The organism is Streptomyces cacaoi (assembly GCF_006539165.1).
GTDB classification, from domain to species: Bacteria; Actinomycetota; Actinomycetes; order Streptomycetales; family Streptomycetaceae; genus Streptomyces; species Streptomyces cacaoi.
In genome coordinates this window covers 29,172-49,990 of the sequence record NZ_BJMM01000041.1, presented here as the reverse complement: position 1 = coordinate 49,990, position 20,819 = coordinate 29,172, and the positions used below count along the sequence as shown (strand labels likewise).

Annotated in this window: 8 protein-coding genes and 1 tRNA gene; 2 read left to right on the top strand and 7 right to left on the bottom strand. The window is 76.7% G+C overall.

What is annotated here, in order from left to right:
- Positions 1-2: 2 nt before the first annotated feature.
- On the bottom strand, positions 3-1,034 hold the full coding sequence (gene selD, locus SCA03_RS27625; protein ID WP_030886431.1) for a selenide, water dikinase SelD: 1,032 nt from the start codon (positions 1,032-1,034) through the stop codon (positions 3-5).
- A gap of 71 nt (positions 1,035-1,105) precedes the next feature.
- Between selD and SCA03_RS35310 the strand changes: the two genes are divergently transcribed.
- Positions 1,106-1,198 (top strand) — tRNA-Sec (locus SCA03_RS35310).
- A 53-nt stretch (positions 1,199-1,251) separates the two neighbouring features.
- Here SCA03_RS35310 and SCA03_RS27620 read toward each other — a convergent pair.
- From SCA03_RS27620 to ctaD, 5 genes are all read right to left on the bottom strand, one after another.
- Positions 1,252-1,575, bottom strand: a complete 324-nt coding sequence (locus tag SCA03_RS27620) for a YrhK family protein (RefSeq protein WP_030886434.1) — start codon at positions 1,573-1,575, stop codon at positions 1,252-1,254.
- A 78-nt stretch (positions 1,576-1,653) separates the two neighbouring features.
- The gene (locus SCA03_RS27615; protein ID WP_030891004.1) at positions 1,654-3,522 is read right to left on the bottom strand and encodes a SelB domain-containing protein; all 1,869 of its coding nucleotides are present in this window, start codon (positions 3,520-3,522) and stop codon (positions 1,654-1,656) included.
- Between the two features lie 4 nt (positions 3,523-3,526).
- Positions 3,527-4,873: an L-seryl-tRNA(Sec) selenium transferase gene (gene selA, locus SCA03_RS27610; protein WP_086814987.1), complete on the bottom strand. Its 1,347-nt coding sequence runs from the start codon at positions 4,871-4,873 to the stop codon at positions 3,527-3,529.
- A gap of 111 nt (positions 4,874-4,984) precedes the next feature.
- Positions 4,985-5,344, bottom strand: a complete 360-nt coding sequence (locus SCA03_RS27605; RefSeq protein ID WP_051846417.1) for a hypothetical protein — start codon at positions 5,342-5,344, stop codon at positions 4,985-4,987.
- Positions 5,334-7,070: an aa3-type cytochrome oxidase subunit I gene (ctaD, locus tag SCA03_RS27600; RefSeq protein ID WP_030886444.1), complete on the bottom strand. Its 1,737-nt coding sequence runs from the start codon at positions 7,068-7,070 to the stop codon at positions 5,334-5,336. Before ctaD ends, SCA03_RS27605 begins: the two co-directional genes overlap by 11 nt.
- 274 nt (positions 7,071-7,344) lie before the next feature.
- Between ctaD and SCA03_RS27595 the strand changes: the two genes are divergently transcribed.
- On the top strand, positions 7,345-9,201 hold the full coding sequence (locus tag SCA03_RS27595) for an ATP-binding SpoIIE family protein phosphatase (RefSeq protein WP_078873768.1): 1,857 nt from the start codon (positions 7,345-7,347) through the stop codon (positions 9,199-9,201).
- Between the two features lie 97 nt (positions 9,202-9,298).
- On the opposite strand, the gene SCA03_RS35305 is transcribed toward SCA03_RS27595, so the two are convergent.
- Entirely contained in the window at positions 9,299-20,818 is an 11,520-nt protein-coding gene (locus SCA03_RS35305) for a non-ribosomal peptide synthetase (RefSeq protein ID WP_170223858.1), read from the bottom strand.
- Position 20,819: the final 1 nt, after the last annotated feature.

Below are 20,819 nucleotides of genomic sequence, written 5' to 3'. Positions count from 1 at the left end.
GCTCACCGGACGAGGACGGCGGCCTCCTGACGGGGGATCAGCTCGCCGATCACCGGCGCGCCCGGCACCTCGCCGGCCACGAGCAGCCCGCCGGAGGTCTGGGCGTCCGCGAGCAGCAGCCGGGTCTCCTCGTCCGCCGTGCCGAACCGCGTGTACGGCGCGACCCACTCCAGGTTGCGCCGGGTGCCGCCGCTGACGAAGCCCTTGGCCACGGCGTCCCGTGCGCCCTCCAGGTACGGCACGGCCGCCGCGTCGACGACGGCGGTCACCCCCGAGGCCCGGGCGAGCTTGTACAGGTGTCCGAGCAGCCCGAAGCCCGTCACATCGGTGGCGCAGCGGGCCCCGGCGGCGACGGCCGCCTCGGCGGCCTCCCGGTTGAGCCGCGTCATGGCCTCGACGGCGTGCGGAAAGCGCTCACCGGTCGCCTTGTGCCGGTTGTTCAGCACACCGGTGCCCAGCGGCTTGGTCAGCGACAGCGGTGTGCCGGGGGTGCCGGCGTCGTTGCGCAGCAGCGCCGCCGGGTCGACGACGCCGGTGACCGCCATGCCGTACTTGGGTTCCGGGTCGTCGACGCTGTGCCCGCCGCCCACGTGGCAGCCGGCCTCCGCCGCGGTGTCCAGGCCGCCGCGCAGCACCTCCCGGGCGTACGCGAACGGCAGCACCTCCCGGGGCCAGGCCAGCAGATTGACGGCGACGACCGGCCGGCCGCCCATCGCGTACACGTCGGAGAGGGCGTTGGCGGCGGCGATCCGCCCCCAGTCGTAGGGGTCGTCGACGACGGGTGTGAAGAAGTCCGCCGTGGCGACCACCGCCGTACGCGCCGTCGTGCCCGGGCCTGCGCCCAGGTCGACGACGGCGGCGTCGTCCCCCGTGCCGAGGCCGACCAGCAGCCCGTCGGCGGACGGTGTCCCGTCGCCCAACCCCCGTAGCACGTCCTCCAGTTCACCGGGCGGGATCTTGCAGGCGCAGCCCCCGCCGTGTCCGTAGCGGGTGAGCCGGACTCCGGATGCGCGGCGTGCCGGATGCTCGTCCATGGTCCTCCTTGGTTTGATGAGTGGCCGCCCGGGTAACCGGTGCCGCAGCCGGGCGTCACGCCCGGAGGCGAGGAGGCGTGTGGGTGCCTGGTGGCCCTCCCGGTCTTCAAAACCGAGGTGTCCGACGCTCTCGGACAGGCGGGTTCGATTCCCGTCCGCCTCCGCCGACTTCCCCCCGCCGGGTCCGTGCCCGGGCCGTTTCCGGCCGCGCCGCCTGTCAGTAGTCGCCGGAGGCGTCGGCGCCGCCGTCGGCCAACGCCGTGTCCCGGGCCTCCTGCTTGTCGGCGCGCACCCGCTGGAGGTGCAGATGGCGGGAGAAGCGGATCAGCGGGCGGATGAGGAGCTGGACGCTGCCGAGCAGGAAGCACCAGGTGCCGGGCGTCGCCCACGCGGTGGAGAAGAACAGGACGCTGCCGACGATGAACCACACGGCGATCAGCACGTCGTTGAGGATGCTCGCGGCCTCGTACCGCCGGCGGACCACCAGTTCCTCGTGGTGGATGCGGATGACCAGCGACCTGGGTTCCCTCTGCTCGTCCATGGCGCCACCGTAGGCACGGTGCCGCTGCCGGGCGGCGCAGGCGCACAGCCGGTGCGGCCGTGCCGCGCGGGGCCGGGCTCAGTCCGCGCTCCCCGGGCAGCGGCGCAGGGCCGGGTCGAGCCGGACGGTGCGGCCGGTGCGGTCGAGGTGTTCGAGGAGCGGCACGGTGACCCGGCGGGTGGTGCCGAGCGCCTGCCGGGCCTGGCTCGCGGTGAACGGCTGGGGCAGCCGGGCGAGGAGCGCGGCGGCGGCCTCGTCGGCGCCGGGCAGCAGCACGATGCCGTCCGCCACCTTCAGCAGCGCGCCGGCCGCCTCGGCGGCGGCGAGCGCCGACCGGTCCAGGCCGAGGGCGCGCAGCCGGCCGGCGTCGGGCGCGCGGTAGGGCGCCGCGGCCAGCTCGCGGCGGACGGCGTCGACGGCGGTGCGCAGCCGGTCGGGCAGGGCGGGGCGGCCGACGGTGCCGTAGAGGCGGCCGTCCCGGTTCTCCAGGCGGGGGCCCGGCGCGCGGGCGAGCGCGTCGACGAGGGCGCGGTCGGGCAGGTCGAGGGCGTGCCGGGCGGCGCCGGTGGGCAGCCCCGGGTCCAACGGGTGTGCGGTGGCGTGCTGTTCGACGGCCTCGACGAGCCGGGCACGCAGCCGCCGCCAGTGGCCGGGGTCGGCGAGCCACTCACCGGCGACGGGCGGCGCGGGCGGCGCGGCACCCATGGCGACGAGTTCGGCGCGGTGCACCAGCAGGCGGCGGCGCAGCTCGTCCGCGCCGTCGGGGACGCCGGTGAGGCCCGTCAGCTCCCGGGCCCGGGCCGCGGCCGCGCCGCGGCGGCGCAGCGGGGGCGGCCGGACGTCGAGGACGGTGACGCCGACCGGGTCGCGGTAGCGGCCCGGGTCGCGCAGGACGGCCCGGTCGCCGATGCGCAGCGGGAGCGCGCGGGCCAGTCGGAGCCGCGCGGTGTCGCCGCCGAGGGGACGCACCCGGGCGGGCACGGCGGCCGAGCCGGTGTGCAGGACGAGTTCGCGGGGCAGCGCGCGGGACGGCTCACGGGACGGCTCCCGGGCGGACTTGTGCGCTCGGGCCTCGGGCGGGCGGCCGGGCGGCCCGTCGTCCGGCGGGGCGTCGGCGCCGCGCAGCCGGACGTCGAGCGTGTCGGTCAGCAGCCAGCGGTCCGGGGTGAGGAGCGCGTCGCCGCGCCGGGCCGTACCGGCGGCCGGGCCGTGCAGATTGACCGCGACGCGGGCGAGCCCGCCGACCTCCCGGCGCTCCTCGTTCAGCGACTGCAACTGCCTCACCCGCACCGGGGCCTCACCCCGGGTGAGCAGCAGCCGGTCGCCGGTGCGCAGCGTGCCGCCGGCGAGGGTGCCGGTGACGACGGTGCCGTGCCCGCGCACCGTGAACGACCGGTCCACCCACAGCCGGACGTCGGCCGCCGGGTCGGGCGCCGGCAGGGCGGCGACCAGCCGGGCGAGGGCGGCGCGCAGCGCCCCGGTGCCGGTGCCGGCCGTCGCGCTGACCGTCACGCTCGGCACCTCGCCCAGCGAGGAGCGGCGCAGGTGCGCCAGGGCCTCGTCCCGGGTGGCGCGCAGGGTGTGCGGCGCGGCGAGGTCGCTGCGGGTGACGGCGAGGAGGCCGTGCCGCACGCCGAGCGCGTCGAGCACGGCGAGGTGCTCCGACGACTGCGCCTGCCAGCCCTGGTCGGCGGCGACGACGAACAGCACGCCGGGCACGGGCCCGACCCCGGCGAGCATGTTGTGCACGAACCGCTCGTGGCCGGGTACGTCGACGAAGGCCACCGGCGGCTGCTCGGGGGCGAGCCGTGTCCAGCCGAAGCCCAGATCGAGGGTGAGGCCGCGGCGCCGCTCCTCGGCCCAGCGGTCCGGCTCCATCCCGGTCAACGCCCGTACCAGCGTGGACTTTCCGTGGTCGACGTGGCCCGCCGTGGCCAGGACGTGCACGCCGTCACCTCCCCGCCGCCGCGCGTACGGCACGCAGCAGCGTCTCGTCGTCGGCGTCCGGCACCGCGCGCAGGTCGAGCAGACAGCGGCCGGCCTCCAGCCGCCCCATGACGGGGGGCTCCCCGGTGCGCAGCGCTCGCGCGAGACCGGCCGGCAGGGCCAGCGCCGCGCTGGGCAGGACGACGCCGGGAGCGCCGCCCCCGCCGACGGTGGCCTCGCTGTCGACGGCCGCCGCGTCGACGCCGTCGGCGCGCAGCCGCCCGGCCAGCCGCCCGGCGCGCTCGCGCAGCGCCGCCGGGTCCCGGTGCAGGGCCGTGTGCGTGGGCGTCGACGGGCCGCGGACGGTGGCCTCCAGCGCGGCGAGCGTCAGCTTGTCGACGCGCAGGGCGCGGGCGAGCGGATGCCGGGCCAGCCGCCGCACCGTCGTCTCCTCGCCGAGGAGCAGCCCGCACTGCGGCCCGCCGAGCAGCTTGTCGCCGCTGGCTGTCACCACGGCGGCGCCCGCCCGCAGCCATCCGGCCGCGTCCGGCTCGGCGGGCAGTGCCGGGTCGGGGGCGAGCAGCCCGGAGCCGATGTCGGCGACGACGGGCACGCCGAGCGCCGCGAGCTGCGCCACGGAGGCGGAGCGGGTGAAGCCCTCGACGCGGAAGTTGGACGGATGGACCTTGAGGACGAAGCCGGTGTCCGGGCCGACGGCCGCGGCGTAGTCCTCGGCCGTGGTCCGGTTGGTGGTGCCGACCTCGCGCAGCCGCGCGCCGGTGGACTCCAGCAGGTCGGGCAGCCGGAACCCGTCGCCGATCTCCACCATCTCGCCGCGGCTGATCACGATCTCCTTGCCCGCCGCGAGGGCCGTGGCGGCCAGCACGAGGGCGGCGGCGCCGTTGTTCACCACGTGCGCCGCCTGCGCCTGCGGCACCCGCTCCAGCAGCGCCGCCAGAGCCGAGGCGCCCCGCCGGGCCCGGCCACCGGTCGCCAGGTCCAGTTCGACGTCGGTGCAGCCGCCGGCCTCCCGCACGGCGTCGCGCGCGGCGGCCGACAGGGGCGCCCGGCCGAGGTTGGTGTGCAGCAGGACGCCGGTGGCGTTCAGCACGGGACGCAGCTGTGCGGCCGTGCGCGGCAGCGCGGCCACCGCGGCGTCGGCGACGTCCGCCGCGGCGATCTCCCCTGCCCTGGCCCGCTGTTGGGCCTGCGCGACCGCCTGTTTGACCAGCCGGGGCCCCAGTCGGCGTGCCCCCTCGACCAGGCGCGGGTCGCGCAGCAGCACGTCCGTCCCGGCGATCTCCCGCCGGGGGTCCGGCGCCTGCGCGCGGTCGCCGGGGTGTGGGCGCGTCGGTGTGCCGTGGTGTTCCAAGTCCTGCCCTCCTGACGGCTGTCCCCCCGCGTGGACGCGCGACTGCGGAGCCGCGGTGGCCGAAGTCCCCGCGTACCCCGGTGCGGCCCCCGCACACGGCCGCACCGGCCATCACAGGTGGTGCATGACGAGCGCGCACACCGCGGTGACCAGCCCGCCGAGCAGGACGGCGACGGCGAGGCACATCCGGCGCCGCAACTCGGCGCAGGCGGCGTCCGCTTCGGCACGCGCCCGGGCCGCGGCCTCCGCGGCGCCGCGCTCGGCCTGCCGGGCGAGCAGCACCCGCTCGGTGACGTACAGGCGGACGACGCGCTCGCGCTGCCGCGGCGTGAGCCAGGGCATCTGCGCGGCGAAGGAGTCGGCGTCGGCGCGTGCACCGGCCGGGACGGGGCCGGACGGCCGCACCCCCGCCGGTGCGCGGTTCCCGGCCGGGTCGCGCAGCCCGGTCGTGCTGTGCGGCTCACTCGTCATCCCGGCCCCCCAGCGGCGGTGCGACGCCCTTGCCCTCCTCGACGACGTCGCGGCGGCCGACGTTCTCCGCGGCCTCCACATCGGTGATCAGGGGGTGGTGCAGATCGAACGCGGGGGACTCGGAGCGCACCCGCGGCATGGTGCAGAAGTTGTGCCGCGGCGGCGGGCACGAGGTCGCCCACTCCAGGGAACGGCCGTAGCCCCAGGGGTCGTCGGTGCCGACGGGCGCGGCGTGCTTCGCCGTCCGCCACACGTTGTACAGGAACGGCAGGGTGGACAGGCCCAGCAGGAAGGCGCCGATCGAGGAGAGGGTGTTGAGGGCGGTGAAGCCGTCGGCCGCCAGATAGTCCGCGTAGCGGCGCGGCATGCCCTCGGCGCCGAGCCAGTGCTGGACGAGGAAGGTGGTGTGGAAGCCGGTGAAGAGCGTCCAGAAGTGGATCTTGCCGAGGCGTTCGTCGAGCAATCGGCCCGTCATCTTCGGCCACCAGAAGTAGAACCCCGCGAAGGTCGCGAACACGATGGTGCCGAACAGGACGTAGTGGAAGTGCGCGACGACGAAGTAGGAGTCGTGCACATGGAAGTCGAGCGGCGGCGAGGCGAGCAGGACGCCGGTGAGGCCGCCGAAGAGGAAGGTGACGAGGAAGCCCACCGACCACAGCATCGGCGTCTCGAAGGAGAGGGAGCCGTTCCACATCGTCCCGATCCAGTTGAAGAACTTCACCCCGGTCGGCACGGCGATGAGGAAGGACATGAAGGAGAAGAACGGCAGGAGCACCGCCCCGGTGGCGAACATGTGGTGCGCCCAGACCGTCACCGACAGCCCCGTGATGGCGATGGTGGCGCCGATCAGCCCGACGTAGCCGAAGATCGGGGTGCGGGAGAAGACCGGGATGATCTCGGTGACGACGCCGAAGAACGGCAGCGCCACGATGTAGACCTCGGGGTGGCCGAAGAACCAGAACAGGTGCTGCCACAGCAGCGGACCGCCGTTGGCCGCGTCGAAGATGTGCGAGCCGAAGATCCGGTCCGAGGCCAGGGCCAGCAGCGCGCCCGCCAGCACCGGGAAGGCCATCAGCACCAGGACCGAGGTGAGCAGGATGTTCCAGGTGAAGATCGGCACCCGGAACATCGTCATGCCGGGCGCCCGCATGCACACGATCGTCGCGATGAAGTTGACCGCGCCCAGGATGGTGCCGAACCCGGACAGGGCGAGGCCCATCACCCACAGGTTGCCGCCGGTGCCGGGGGTGCGTTCGGCTCCGCTGAGCGGCGCGTAGGCGGTCCAGCCGAAGTCGGCGGAGCCGCCGGGTGTCAGCAGGCCGCCGAGGACGATCAGCCCGCCGAAGAGGAAGAGCCAGTAGGAGAGCATGTTCAGCCGGGGGAAGGCCACATCGGGCGCCCCGATCTGGAGGGGCATGACCGCGTTCGCGAAGCCGGCGAAGGTGGGGGTGGCGAACAGCAGCAGCATGATGGTGCCGTGCAGGGTGAACGCCTGGTTGTACTGCTCCGGGGAGAGGATCTGGAGGCCGGGCCTGGCCAGTTCGGCACGCAGGCCCATGGCCATGAGGCCGCCGACGAGGAAGAAGCCGAACGACGTCACCAGGTACAGGTGACCGATCTTCTTGTGGTCCGTCGTCGTCAGCCAGTTCACGACGGCACGGCCGTGGCCCCGGCTCTGCTGCGGAACGGGAGATGCGGGCTCGGTGCCCGCCTGGGTCGTCGCCATTGCGGTCCTTCGGTGTGCTCGCGGTGCCCGGCGCCGTCGGGGACGCCGGGCGAAGGTCGGCAGGCCGTCGGCCGTCCCACGGGTGCCGCACGGCGGAGGTCCCATCGTGCTGAGCGGCGCCGGAGGGGGCATCCAGGACGCGCGGTGCGCAGGAGTGAACCGGCCGCCGCCCGCGTACGCCCGCCCGGCCCGGGGCACCCGCACACGAGGCCGCCCCGGGTGGCCGGTGTGCCGGAGCGAGCGGGGGCGGACTTCCGGTGCGGGGGGCCGGGCGATGGCGCACACTGAGGGCGCAGACCTTCATGGCCGTGGAGGTGACGCGGTGGAGAGCGACCGAGGCCGAGCAGGCAGTCGCCGCAGTGTGCCGGGCGTACCCGGCGTGCTGAGGCGGCTGCGTCGCGTGGCCGGCGGCCGCTGGAGCGCGCGGGGCCGGGCCCGCCACCGGCTCGAATGGCTGAACGAGGCGGGCAATCGCATCGGGGCGACGCTGGATCTGCGGGCCACCGCCCAGGAGTACGCGGACTACGCCGTGCCCGGCCTCTCCGACCTCGCCGCCGTCGATCTGCTGGAGTCCGTCCTGCGCGGCGAGGAGGGCGAGCGGCGCAGCGGCGGGGAGCTGCCGGAGCTGCGTGCGATGGCCGCGGCCGGCAGCGCGCGGCATCCGATGGTGCAGCCGACCCCGGCCGGGCGGCTCTCGCACGTGCCCACGATGGCGATGCGCTGCCTGCGCGAGCGCGAGCCCATCGTCGTGCGCCGGATCCGGCCCGGCCAGTTCCGGGAGATCGCGCCGACGCCGGAGGCCGCCGAGAAGCTGCGCCGCGCGGGAGCACACAGCTATCTGGTCGTGCCGCTGGTGGCGCGGGGGGTGCTGCTGGGGGTCAGCGACTTCATGCGGGTCGGCAGCTCACCCGCCTTCACCCGGACGGATCTGGCGCTCGCCGTCGAGCTGGCCACGAAGGCGGCGATCTCCATCGACAACGCGCGGCTGTACGGCCGGGAGCGCGACCGTGTGGTGTCGCTCCAGCGCAGCCTGCTGCCGCGCGGTATGCCGCCGACGCCCGGGCTGGAGACGACGACCTGCTACGTCGCCGCGTACGAGGCGGCGGGCGTCGGCGGGGACTGGTTCGATGTGATCCCGCTGCCGGGCGGCCGTACGGCGGTGCTGGTCGGTGACGTCATGGCGCACGGGCTGAGCGCGGCGGCGGCGACGGGGCGGCTGCGGGCCGTCGCCCGCTCGCTGCTGGCGCTGGACATCGCACCGGAGCGGGTACTGGCCCGCCTCGACCTGGCCGCCCGCGATCTGGAGGAGGACCAGGTCGCGAGCTGTGTGTGCGCCGTGCACGACCCGGCGGAGCACAGCTGGACGCTGAGCCGGGCGGGGCTGCCGGCGCCGCTGATGCTGCACGGCGACGGGACGGCCGCCTATCTGGATGTGCCGGCGGGCGCCCCGCTGGGCTCCGGGGTGCTGCCCTACGACGCGGTGCGGGTGGCGGCCGAACCGGAGAGCCGGCTGATCCTGTTCACCGACGGCCTGGTGAAGACCCGGTCGGACTCCTGGGACGCGCAGCTGGAGCGGCTGCGCGAGGCGGTGGCGCGGCTGGCGCCGGAGGGGCCGGACGCGGACGCGGTCAACGAGGTCAGCCCGGCGCCCGTCCCCCGGCTGGACGAGACGGCGCTGCTCGTCTCGGCCGCGGCCCCGGCGGGCGAGGGGCCGGATGTGCAGGTGTGGTCGCTGCCCGCGGACGGCACGGCCCCGGGTATCGCGCGCCGACTGGTGCGCGAGCAGTTGGAGGCGTGGGAGCTGCCGGATCTGGCGGACGCGACGGAGCTGGTCACCAGCGAGCTGGTCGGCAACGCGCTGCGCCACGGCGGCGGGCCCGGGCAGCTGCGGCTGCTGCGGCACGACCGGCTGGTGACGGAGGTGACCGACAGCGGCCCCGACCTGCCGCAGGTGCAGCGCACGAGCGACGAGGACGAGGGCGGCCGGGGCCTCCAGGTCGTCAACATGCTGTGCCGCAGCTGGGGTTCGTGCAAGACACCCGACGGGAAGCTGGTGTGGGCCGAGCAGGATCTGCCCGGCGTCCACGCGGGCAGCTCGCCCGCCACCGAGTGGAGCGCCCCGCCGGACTGAGCGGCGGCCGCCGGGCGCCGGCCCGGCCCGGCGGTGCGTCCGTCGGGCCCGTGCGGCGGTGTGCCGTCGTCGGGTCCCGCCGGTGGTGTGCCGCCCGTCAGGCCCGCTGCGGCGCGGGGGCACGGACGAGCGGTGCCGACGGGTCGGCGCACAGGGCGGCGAGCCGGTCCTCGACGGCGGTGACGACGCGGCGGGCGGTCGCCGTGTCGCAGTAGGCGCGGGCGTGCACCAGCTCCCCGGTGATGCCGGCCGGGCCGCCGTCCGGTGCGCGCTCCTCGCGCAGCTGGAGCAGCAGATCGATGTCGGTGTGGGTGACCGGCAGCGTGCGGGTGCGGGCGGTGAGGCCGCCCGGCCAGGTGTCCGTCCCGGCGGCCCCGGTGCGCAGATAGGAGACCGCGGCGGTGAACAGCGAGCGCCCCTCGCGTGCGCTGTGCCGGGCCAGTTCCTCCAGCACCTCCTCGTAGGGGTGTTCCTGGTGCGCGTGCGCCTGGAGGAGCACCTCCCTGACCCGGTCGACGAGTTGGCCGCCGCTCGGGTCGCCCGCGGTGTCGGTGCGGACCACGACGGGCTGGACGACACAGCCGACGAGGCCGTCCATGTCCTCCTCGTCCCGTCCGCTCAGCGCGACGACGACGGGGATGTCAGGGCCGGCGCCGAGACCGGTGAGGGCGGCCGCGAACGCCGTGTGCAGCAGCATGTAGGGGCTGGCGGCACAGCGGCCGGCGGCCTCCTCCAGCAGCCGGTGCGCGTGCGGGCCGACGGTGAACGGCACGCTCCCGGCCGCACCCGGCGCGGCGTCGGGCTCGGGCCGGGCGCCGGGCAGCTCCAATCTGCCGGGCACACCGTCCAGTTGCGCCCGCCAGTAGCGCGCCTGCCGGGCGGCGGGACTGTCCGGAAGGCCCGGGTCGCCCAGGCGCCGCCGCTGCTCCAGCACATGGTCGGCGTACTGCGGCGCGGGGCGCTCCCAGTGGGGCGGGTGCCCGGCACGGCGGGCCGCGTAGGCGTGCCGCAGATCGGCGCGGAGCGGCGCCATGGAGGCGCCGTCGGCGGCCACATGGTGCAGGACGAGCAGCAGGACGTGGCGGTCCGGCGCCGCGGTCAGCAGCCGTGCGCGCAGCGGAAGCTGGGTCAACAGGTCGAAGGGCGCGGCGAGTTCGGCGGCCAGGGCGTCTGCGAGTCCGTCGTCCTCGACCTGTACGGCCCGGAAGTCCGGCGGCTGGGCGCCCGGCGGCAGGATGTGCTGTTCGGGGCCTTCGTCGCCGTACGGGAGGAGGGTGCGCAGCGACTCATGACGGTCGGCCAGATCGCCGACGGCCGCGCGCAGCGCCACCGGGTCGGGCTCGCCTTCGAGGTCGAGGGCGAGCGCCGTGAGGTAGGCGGGACGGTGTCCGCCCAGGTAGGTCGCGGTCCACATGGACTGCTGCGCCGGGGACAGCGGCAGCCGTGCGGGGCGCTCGGGCGCGGTCGGTGCGGTCGGTGCGGGTACGGGCCCCGGCGGGATTGCGCCGCCGGCGTTCGCTTCCGCCGCCGGCCCGTGCCCAAGTGCCGGATCCGCGGCGGGAGTTGCGGCGGGGCCGGGATGGGGGAGGCGCTGGTCGAGGGCGGTGACGGTGGGGGCCTCGAAGATGTCGCGTACCGAGACGGGGACGCGCAACGCGGTGCGCAGCCGGCCCGCCAGGCGGATGGCGGTCAGGGAGGTGCCGCCGAGCGCGAAGAAGTCGTCGTCGACGCCGACGGACGGCAGCCCCAGCGCGGCGGCGCAGGCGGCGGCCAGCACCTGCCGGCGCGGGGTGCGCGCCGTGCCGTGGCCGGACGGTCCGGGGGCGGCCGGTGCGGGCAGCGCCGCGCGGTCGACCTTGCCGTTGGCGTCGAGCGGAAGCGCGTCGACCGGGACCAGCGCGGCGGGCACCAGGTGCCGCGGAAGGCGGGCGCGCAGCCGGCCGCGCAGCCGCTCGGTGTCGACGGTGCCGTCGGCCGTGGTCACATAGCCGACCAGGGTGCGGCCGGCCGCGCCCTCGCCGTGCACGGTCACCCAGGCGCCGGTCACCCCGGGCGTGCGGCGCAGCGCGGCCTCGACCTCGCCGGGCTCGATGCGGTGCCCGGCGACCTTGATCTGACGGTCGGCGCGGCCCAGGAAGTGCAGCCGCCCGTCCGGGCCCCAGCGCCCCAGGTCACCGGTGCGGTACATGCGCTCGCCCGGGGCGCCGAACGGGTCGGCGACGAAGCGTTCGGCGGTGCGGGCCGCCGTGTCGTAGCCCTCGGCAAGCCCCTCCCCCGCCAGATGGATCTCCCCGGGCACGCCCGCGGGGACGGGCCGCAGCGCGCCGTCGAGCAGGACGACGCGGGTGCCGGCCACGGGCCCGCCGAGGGGCACCGCCCCGTCGTCGGGCGCGTCCTCGGGGATCTCGTGGCGCAGCGAGAACGTGGTGTTCTCGACGGGCCCGTACAGATTGGCGATCGGCAGCCGCGGGGCGTGCGCGCGGACCCGGGCGACGGCGGCGGGCGAGACGACGTCGCCGCCCGCGCCCAGCCTGCGCAGGCCACGGAGCGCGGCGGGCCGCTGCTCGGCGAGGACGTCGAACAGGCCCGCCGTCAGGAAGGCGGCGGTGACGCGGCCCTCGCGCAGGACCCGCGCGTAGTCGTCCACGTCGAGGCGGCCGGCCGGTGCGATCACCATCCGGCGGCCGGTCAGCAGCGGCATCCACAGTTCGTAGACGACGGCGTCCCACGCGTGCGGCGAGTGGAACAGGACCCGTTCGTGGTCCTCGTCCCGCCAGACGGGGTCGTGCGCACGCGCCAGCACGGCACGGTGCGAGAGCCGTACGCCCTTGGGTTCGCCGGTGGAGCCGGAGGTGAACACCACACAGGCGGCCAGTTCGGCGGGCAGGTCGAGGCGGAGGTCGGAGGTGTCCTCGGCGGATTCGGTGGTGCCCGGCGCCCCCGGTGCCCTCCCGACGGCGGTGTCCGGGGCTTCCGGGGCTTCCGGGGCTTCCGGGGCCGCCTGCCGGAGCGCGGCGGCGTCCAGGACGAGCCGGGCGCCGGTCAGTTCGCACAGCCGCTGCCTGCGTGCGGCGGGGAAGCCCGGGTGCAGCGGTACGCAGAGCGCGCCGAGCTTCGCCAGGGCGAGGAACGCGAGCGGGACCTCGGGCGAGCGGTCGAGCGCGACGGCGACCGGTGTCCCGGTCCGCACCCCGCGCCGGGCCAGCGCCCGGGCCAGCCGGTTGGCGCGGGCGTTGAGCGCGCCGTAGGTGACGGTGGTGCCCGCGTGGTGGAGCGCCGGGCGCGCGGGGTGTGCGGCGGCCCTGGACTCGAAGACGCGGGCCAGATCGGTGGCGGGCGGCAGGGGCGCGCCGTGGCCCCGGTGCAGCAGTTCGGCGCGGCGCGCGGCGGGCAACAGCCGTGCCTGCGCGGTGAGTTCGACGGCTCCGGGCCCGTCGGCGAGCGCGGCGCAGGCCGTGCGGAAGCCGTCCCACAGGTCGTCGGCCGTGCCGAACCAGGCCAGTGCGCCGGGGTCCACGCTCAGCCGGCAGTCGATCCGGCCGCCGCGGGGCAGCACGACCAGCGTCAGCGGATAGTGCGTGCCGTCGTGCACGCTGGTGCCCGCCACCCGGACGCCGGCGGCCGGCTCGGTCAACAGGCCCTCTTCGAGCGGGTAGTTCTCGAAGACGAGGGACGAGTCGAACAGGCCGCTCGCACCGGACGCCTCCTCGATGGCGGTGAGCCCGAGGTGCTGGTGGTCGAGAAGCTCGGCGCGGCGGGCGTGCACCCGGGCCGCCAGCGCGCGCAGCGGCTCCCCGGCGCGGGCACGCACCCGGACGGGGACGGTGTTGAGCAGCAGGCCCACGATCCGTTCGGCGTCGTCGAGCCCGGCGGGCCGCTGCGCGACGGTTGAGCCGAAGACGACGTCGTCCCGGCCGGTCAGATGTCCCAGCAGCAGCGCCCAGGCCGTCTCCACCAGGGAGTTGAGGGTGACGCCCCACTGTGCCGCGCGGCGGGTGAGCCCGGCGGTCAGCTCGTCCGGCAGCGTGAAGGTGTGCAGCGCGGCGCCGCCGTGCCCGTCCGGGCGGCCGGCCGCGCCGACCGTGGTGGGCTCGGCACCCGCCAGTTCGGCGCGCCAGGCCGCGCGGGCGGCGGCGGTGTCCCGGCCGGCCAGCCAGCGCGCGTACGGCGTGTAGGGGGCGGCCGGCTCCGGCGCACGGCCGTCGTAGAGGGCGAACAGCTCGCTCAGCACGAGCGCCACCGACCAGCCGTCCAGCAGGAGATGGTGGTGGGTGAACACCAGCCGCCAGCCGTGCTCGTCGGTGCGCAGCAGCGCGAAGCGCAGCAGCGGCGGCTGCTCCGGGTCGATACGGCGGCGCTCCGCCAGCTCCTCGTCGCGCAGCCGGGCATCCCGCGCCGCGTCCGTGAGGCCGGTCAGATCGACGGTGCGCCAGGGCAGCCGTACGCGGGCCGGGACGGCGTACAGCGGGCCGCCCGCGCCGTCGGTGGCGAACGCGCCGCCCAGGTGCGGGTGGCGGTGCAGCAGCTGCCGGGCCGCGGTGTGCAGCCGGTCGGGGTCGAGGGCGCCGGTCAGCGCGAGGGTGAGCTGGACGACGTAGGGGTCGTCCGGATGCTCACCGGAGGAGCCGTCGGGGCCGGCGTCCCGATGCGGTGCGGCGTCGAGGTGGCCGCTGTAGAGGGCGTGGAAGAGCAGCCCTTCCTGGAGGGGCGAGGCCGGGAGCAGCTCGGCGAGTTCGCCGTACCGCTCCTCCAGGGCCTCGATCCGTTCCTGGGCGGCGTCGGCGAGCGGGAAGTCCGAGGGTGTGGCGGCGCGGGTGCCGGGTGTGCCGTGGTGGGTGACGAGGGCGTCGAGCACCTCGCGCCAGGCGTCGGCGAGTTCGGTGACGGCGGCCTCGTCGAGCACTCCCTCCGGCCAGACCCACTCGGTGCGCAGACAGGGACCTTCGGGCCCCGGTTCGGCGAAGGCGTCCAGGGTGAGGACGTGGCCGAGGGGCTGCGCCGGGTCGGCCTCGCCGCGCAGGGAGCCGGGCAGCGGGCTCCACGCGGCGGGCTCGTCGGTGTCGAACCGGCCCAGATAGTTGAAGGCGAGCGGGGCGCGGGCGGCGCCGTGCCGGGCCGCGGCCGGGGCGGGCCGCGCTGCCGCGCGGAGCCGTTCCTTGGTGTGCTTCACGGCGCGGGCGAGCCCCGGGCCGGCCCCTGCCACGGCCGCGGCATCGTCGACGCGGGCGTCGAGCAGGACGGGGCGCAGTTCGGTGAACCAGCCGACGGTCCGGGAGAGGTCCAGCCGGGCGAGGCCGTCGTGTTCCGGCTGCCTGCCGTGGCCTTCGACGTCGACGAGCACCGGGCCGCGCGCGGTGTTGGCGCTCCACCGGTGCAGGGCGACGGAGAGCGCGGCGAGCAGCACGTCGGGCACACCGGCGCGGAAGGCGGACGGCACGGCGGCCAGCAGCCGCCGGGTGCGTTCCGCGTCGAGCGTCAGACGGTGGCGGCGGGCGGTGGCGACGGTGTCCAGCGCCGGGTCCAGGGCCCGTGCGCCGAGGCCGCCGCCGGGAGGTGCGGGCGGCGCCTGCGCGTGCTGTTCGGCGGCCGGGGCCTGTGCGATGTCCGGTGCCTGTGCGCCCTGTTCGCCGTCCGGGGCCTGTGCGCGCTGTTCGGCGTTCGGCGCCTGTGCGCGCTGTTCGGCGTTCGGGGCCTGTGCGATATCCGGCGCCTGTGCGCCCTGTTCGGCGGCCGGGGCCTGTCCGGCGTCCGGGTCTTGTGGGTTGCCCGGTGCCTGCGCGGTGTCCGGCGCCGGGGCGGTGGCTGCGTGCTCGGCGTGTACGGCGTGCTCGGCGTGTGCAGCATGTGCGGTGTGCTCGGCGTGTGCGGTGTGCTCGGCGTGTGCGGCATGTGCGGCATGTGCGGTGTGCTCGGCATGCGCGGTGTGCTCGGCGAGTGCGGCGTGCAGGGCGTGTGTCCACTGGCGGAGCGGTACCGGCACCGGGGCGAGTCGGGCGGGTTCGCCGCGGAGCGCCGCGGTGTACGCCTGCCGCAGGTCGGGCAGCAGGATCCGCCAGGAGACGCCGTCCACCGCGAAGTGGTGCACCACGAGCAGCAGCAGATCGCGCGCCCCGCGCAGCCACACCGCGCGGACGAGGTGGCCCGCGTCCGGGTCCAGCCGGCGGCGGGCCGCGCGGCGTTCCTCGTCGAGGAGGCGCGCGGGCACGTCGGTACCGGTGATCCCTTCGCGGGCGAGGTCGACGGTGGTGAGGCAGTCGGCGGCGCGGACGGCGCCCACCGGACGGATCTCGAAGGTCCAGCGTCCGCCGTCCGTTCCGGTCCGGCGCAGGCGCAGCGCGTCGTGGTGGTCGAGCAGTTGCTGGAGAGCGGTGTGCAGGGCGGTGCCGGACACCTCGTCCGGCAGCGGGCACACGAGCGACTGGGCGAAGCCGTCGGCCCGGCCGCCGAGCGAGGCCAGCCAGTCCATGACGGGGGTGGCCGGCAGCGGGCCCACGGCCTCGTGCGCGGGGGCGGCGTGCGGCGTCGGCTCCGCCGTCCGGCCGCCGGCGGCGCGGGCGAGGGCACGCGGGCTCTGTCGTGCGAACACGTCCTTGGGGCCGATGGGCACCCCGTTCGCCTGTGCGCGGGTGGCGAGTTGGACGGCGAGGATGCTGTCGCCGCCGAGGCTGAAGAAGTTGTCGTCCGGGGCGACGTGCGCCACGCCGAGCAGGGCGGCGAAGAGGGAGACCAGCACCTCTTCCGCGCCCGGAGCGCCGTCCGCGCCCGCCTCCGCCGCACGGGCGCGTCCGCCCGCCGCACCGGGGCGGGGGCCGCCGTCGGCGCGCGCCTCGGCGGGGCGTTCGGCTGGGCGTCCGGCGGGGTGTTCGGCACGCGGTTCGTCGGGGCCGCCGGTGCGGGTGCGCAGGGCCTGTTCCTCGACGGCCTCGTCGGCGCGCAGGGTCCGGTACGGGGTGTCCGGCGCGTCCAGCGCGGCCTCCACGAAGCGGCGGAGCGCGGCCACCAGCAGGGCCGCGGTGTCCCGGTCGAACATCCGGGTGCTGTACTCCAGACAGCCGTGCAGCCCGCGCCCGGGGTCCTCGGTGAGGTCGAACAGCAGGGGGAACTTCGCCGTGGTGCGCGGCAGTCGGAGCGCGGCGCACTCCAGGCCGGGCAGGGTGAGACGGGGTGCGCCGCCGGTGTGCAGGGTGAGCATCACCTGGAACAGCGGGTGCCGGCCCGGCGCCCGGGGCGGTGCGAGGGCTTCCACGACGCGCTCGAAGGGCGCCCGCTGGTGCGCGAACGCGGCGAGGTCGGCGGCCCGGACCCGGTCGAGCACCTCCGCGTAGCCGGGATCGCCGGACAGGTCGGTGCGCAGCGCGAGGGTCTGTGCGAAGAAGCCGACGAGTTCGTCCAGCGCGGGGTCCTCACGCCCCGCCGTCACGGTGCCGAGCACGAGGTCCGTGCCCGCGCCGAGCCGGCTGAGCAGGCAGGCGACGGCGGCGTGCAGGGCCATGAAGACGGTGGCGCCCCGCGCGGCGGCGAACCGGGCCAGCCGCTCGGCCAGTTCCGCGTCCCAGGCGAAGTCGACGGCGGCGCCCGGGTGCACCGCCTCCTCGGGGTGCGGCCGGTCGGCGGGCAGCGGGGTCTCGGCGGGCGCGCCCGCCAACGTGGCGCGCCAGTGGGCGAGTTCGGCGCCGAGCACACCGTCCGGGCCGGTGCCGTCGCCGAGGCGGGCGCGCTGCCACAGGGTGAAGTCGGCGTACTGGAGGGGCAGCGGCGGCCAGACGGGGGCGCGGCGGCCGACGGCGCGCGCGGCGTAGGCGGCGGACAGATCGCGGGTGAGCGGGCCGAGCGCGTGCTCGTCGGCGGCGATGTGGTGCAGCACGAGCAGCAGGACGTGGGTGCGCGGCCCGAGCGTGAACAGGGTGAGCCGCCAGGGCGGTTCGCTCTCCAGGTCGAAGGGCCGCCGGACGGCCTCGGCGAGCGCGTCGTCCAGCCCGGACCCGGTGGTCTCCGGCGTGTGCAGGGGGACGGCGGGCTCGTCGAGGATCCGCTGCCAGGGGGCGCCGCCGGTCGGCGGGAAGACCGTGCGCAGGCTCTCGTGCCGCTGCTGGACGTCGCGTACCGCGGCGTGGAGCGCGTCCCGGTCCAGCTCGCCGGTCAGGTGCGCCGCCAGCGGGATGTGGTAGGCGGGGCTGTGGCGCTCCAGCCGGTGCAGGAACCACAGGCTGCGCTGTGCGGAGGAGGCCGGGACGCGTTCGGGGCGGGGCACCGGCCCGGGGCGGTCGCCGTCGACGGCTGCCGCGCCGCCGAGGTGCGCGGCGAGCGCGGCGACGGTCGGATGCTCGAACACGTCGCGCACGGAGACGTCCACGGACAGCTCGGCGCGGGCCCGGGAGGCGAGCCGGGCCGCGAGCAGCGAGTCACCGCCCGACGCGAAGAAGCTCTGCTCGACGCCCACACCGGGTTCGCCGTCCGGGGCGGGGTCGGCCGGTTCCGGGGTGGCGGGGCTCCCGGCGGGGGCGGGGCTGTCGGCAGGGGCGGGGCTGTCGGCGGGGGCGGGGGTGAGGATCTCGGTGAAGAGGCGTTGCAGGGTTGTTTCCAGTGGGCCGTGCGGCGGGCGGCCGCCGGACGCGGGGTGGGCGGGGCGCAGGGCACGCAGGCTCCGCTCGTCGAGCTTGCCGTTGACCGTCAGCGGCAGCGCGTCGACGGTGAAGCACGCGGAGGGCACCAGATGGCCGGGCAGCGACCGGGCCAGCCGGGCACGCAGTCGGGGCGCGGGGGACGCCAGGCCCGTGGTGCGGTCCCCGCCGTCGGCGGTGTCGGGGACGGCGGTGTCGGGGACGGCGTAGGCCACCAGCCTGCGGTCCCCGGGGGCGTGTTCGGTCAGGACGACCGCGGCGTCGGCCACGCCGGGCAGCGCGGCGAGCGCGGCCTCCACCTCGCCGGGCTCGATGCGGTGCCCGCGGACCTTCACCTGCCGGTCGGCGCGCCCGAGGTACTCCAGGGCGCCCCGCGGGGTGCGCCGGGCCAGGTCCCCGCTGCGGTACATCCGGCTGCCGGGCGGGCCCGCCGGGTCGGCGACGAACCGGCCGGAGGTCAGCCCGGGCCGGCCGAGATAGCCCTGGGCGAGACCGGGGCCGGCCACGTACATCTCGCCCGGTACGCCCGGGGGCACGGGACGCAGCGCGGCGTCGAGCAGCCGCACCCGCAGATCCGGCAGCGGCCGGCCGATGCCGCTGCCGGCGGCGGTGGCCGCCGCGGCGTCCAGCGGCGCCCGGGTCACATGGACGGTGGTCTCGGTGATGCCGTACATGTTGACCAGGCGCGGTGCGTCGTCCGCGTGCCGCGTGTACCAGCCGGCCAGCCGCCACGGCTCCAGCGCCTCGCCGCCGAAGACGACGTACCGCAGGGCCAACCGGGCGCCCACGGACGGCCGTTCGGCGTCGGCGTCGGCGAGCTGGCCGAACGCGGAGGGCGTCTGGTTGAGGACGGTGACGCCCTCGGCGACGAGCAGATCGAGGAAGTCCCGGGGCGAGCGGGCGGTCTCCTCGGGGACGACGACGAGCCGGCCGCCGTACAGCAGCGCCCCCCACAGTTCCCATACGGAGAAGTCGAAGGCGTAGGAGTGGAAGAGCGTCCACACGTCGTCCGGGCCGAACCCGAACTGCCGCTCGGTGGCGGCGAACAGCCGGGTGATGTTCCGGTGGGGGACGAGGACGCCCTTGGGCACGCCCGTCGAGCCGGAGGTGTGGATGACGTAGGCCGGGCTGTCGGGCAGCGGGCCGCGGGGTTCCGCCTCGGCCGCCGCCCCGCCGCCGGCCGGTGCCGGTGTGCCGTCGGCCTCCAGCAGGAGCACGGGTGTGCCGTGTTCCTCGGCGACGGTGTGTGCCTCGGCGGCCTGCGGGCAGCCGAGGGTGAGCCGTGGCGCGGCGTCGGCGAGGATGCCGCGCAGCCGGCCGGCGGGGTAGCCGGGGTCGAGCGGCACATAGGCGGCGCCGGACCTGAGCACCCCGAGCAGGGCGACGACCAGGCCGGCGCCGCGCGGCAGGGCGACGGCGACCCGGTCGCCGGGGCCGATGCCGCGCCCGGCGAGCAGCCGTGCCACCCGCGCGGAACGGGCGTCCAGCGTGCGGTAGTCGAGCCGTACGGGGCCTGCCACGACGGCGACGGCGTCCGGGTGCTCGGCTGCCGTGCGGGCGAAGAGCGCGGGCACGGTCGCGGCCGGCGACGGGTGCGGCGGCGGCGGTTCCGCCGGAGCCGGCGGGGCCGCGGGCGCGCGGGAGGAGCCGAGCCGGCCGACGGGGGTGTCGGGCGGGGCCTCGGCGAGCGCGCACACGGTGTCGAGCAGCCGGTGCAGCTGCGCGTCGGCGTCCTGCGCGGTGCAGCGGGAGGCGGCCACGTCGAGGTCGACGCGCAGGCCGGGTTCGCCGTTGTGGTAGACGCCGACGGCGAGTTCCTCGCGGCGGCCCGGCGAGAGTTCGTGGACGGTGGCGGGCGCCCCGGCGAAGTCGAGCCCGGCGTCCAGCGTCATGGCGTTGAGCACCGGCCCGACGAGCTGCCGGCCGCCGTGCACGGCGGAGTGGTCGCGCAGCAGGTCCTCGTAGCGGTAGCGCTGGTGGCGCAGCGCGGTGAGGGTGCGGGCAGCGGCCGTGTGCACGAGGTCGCCGGTGCCGCCCGCCGGATCGACGTCCAGCCGCAGCGGAACGATGTTGGCCCAGGTGCCGAGGGCGTCCCGTGCGACGCGGCCGACGCGGGCCGGCACGCTCAGCCCGAGGACGGTGCGGCGGCTGCCGGTGTCGGCGTGCACGGCCACGGCGAGGGCCGCCGCGAACAGCGCGGGCCACCGCTGGCCGAGCCGCTCGGCCCCGGCCTCCAGCAACTCCCATCGCTCCGGGGCGAGTTGCGCGGTGCGGCGGATGTGGCCCGTGGCGCCGGCGGGCACCGGGCCGGTGGCGAGCTGCGGGGCCTCGTCGACACCGGCCAGCTCCCGCGCCCAGTGGTCGGCGTCCTGGCGGAACCGGTCGGAGGCGCGGTAGGAGGCGTCGAGGTCGAGCTGGGTCTCCAGCCGGTCGAAGACGGCCGGTTGCGGGGTGCGGCCCGCGCACAGCTCGGTGTAGACGTGGGCGACACGGCGGATGAAGGAGGCGACCGCGACGCCGTCGGCCACGATGTGGTGCACCTTGATGCCCCACACGTACGCGGGCGCGTCCGGCGTTCCGGTCCGCAGCAGACAGTGGTCGAAGACGGGTCCGGCGGACAGGTCGTAGGGGACGTCGAGCTCGGCTTCGAGGAAGCGGAGCGCCTCCTCGTGGGGTGCGGCGGCGCCGGAGAGGTCGTGCCGGTGCAGCGGCCAATCGTCCCCGTCCAGCAGCGTCTGCGTCACCTCCGCGGTGCCGCCGTCGGGGCCGCCGTCGGGGTCGCCGCGGCGGGCGGTACCGGCGGGGTCGAAGCGCACCCGCAGGCTCTCGCTGCCGGCGACGACCGTGCGCAGCGCCCGCTCGAACAGCTCCTCGTCCAGGGCTCCGTGCACCCGCACGTACTGGCCGCACACATAGCGCAGGCCCGTACGGTCGAGCTGGTGTCCGTACCAGATGCCGGCCTGGGCGGCCGTCAGCGGCATGGGCCGTCCGCTCACG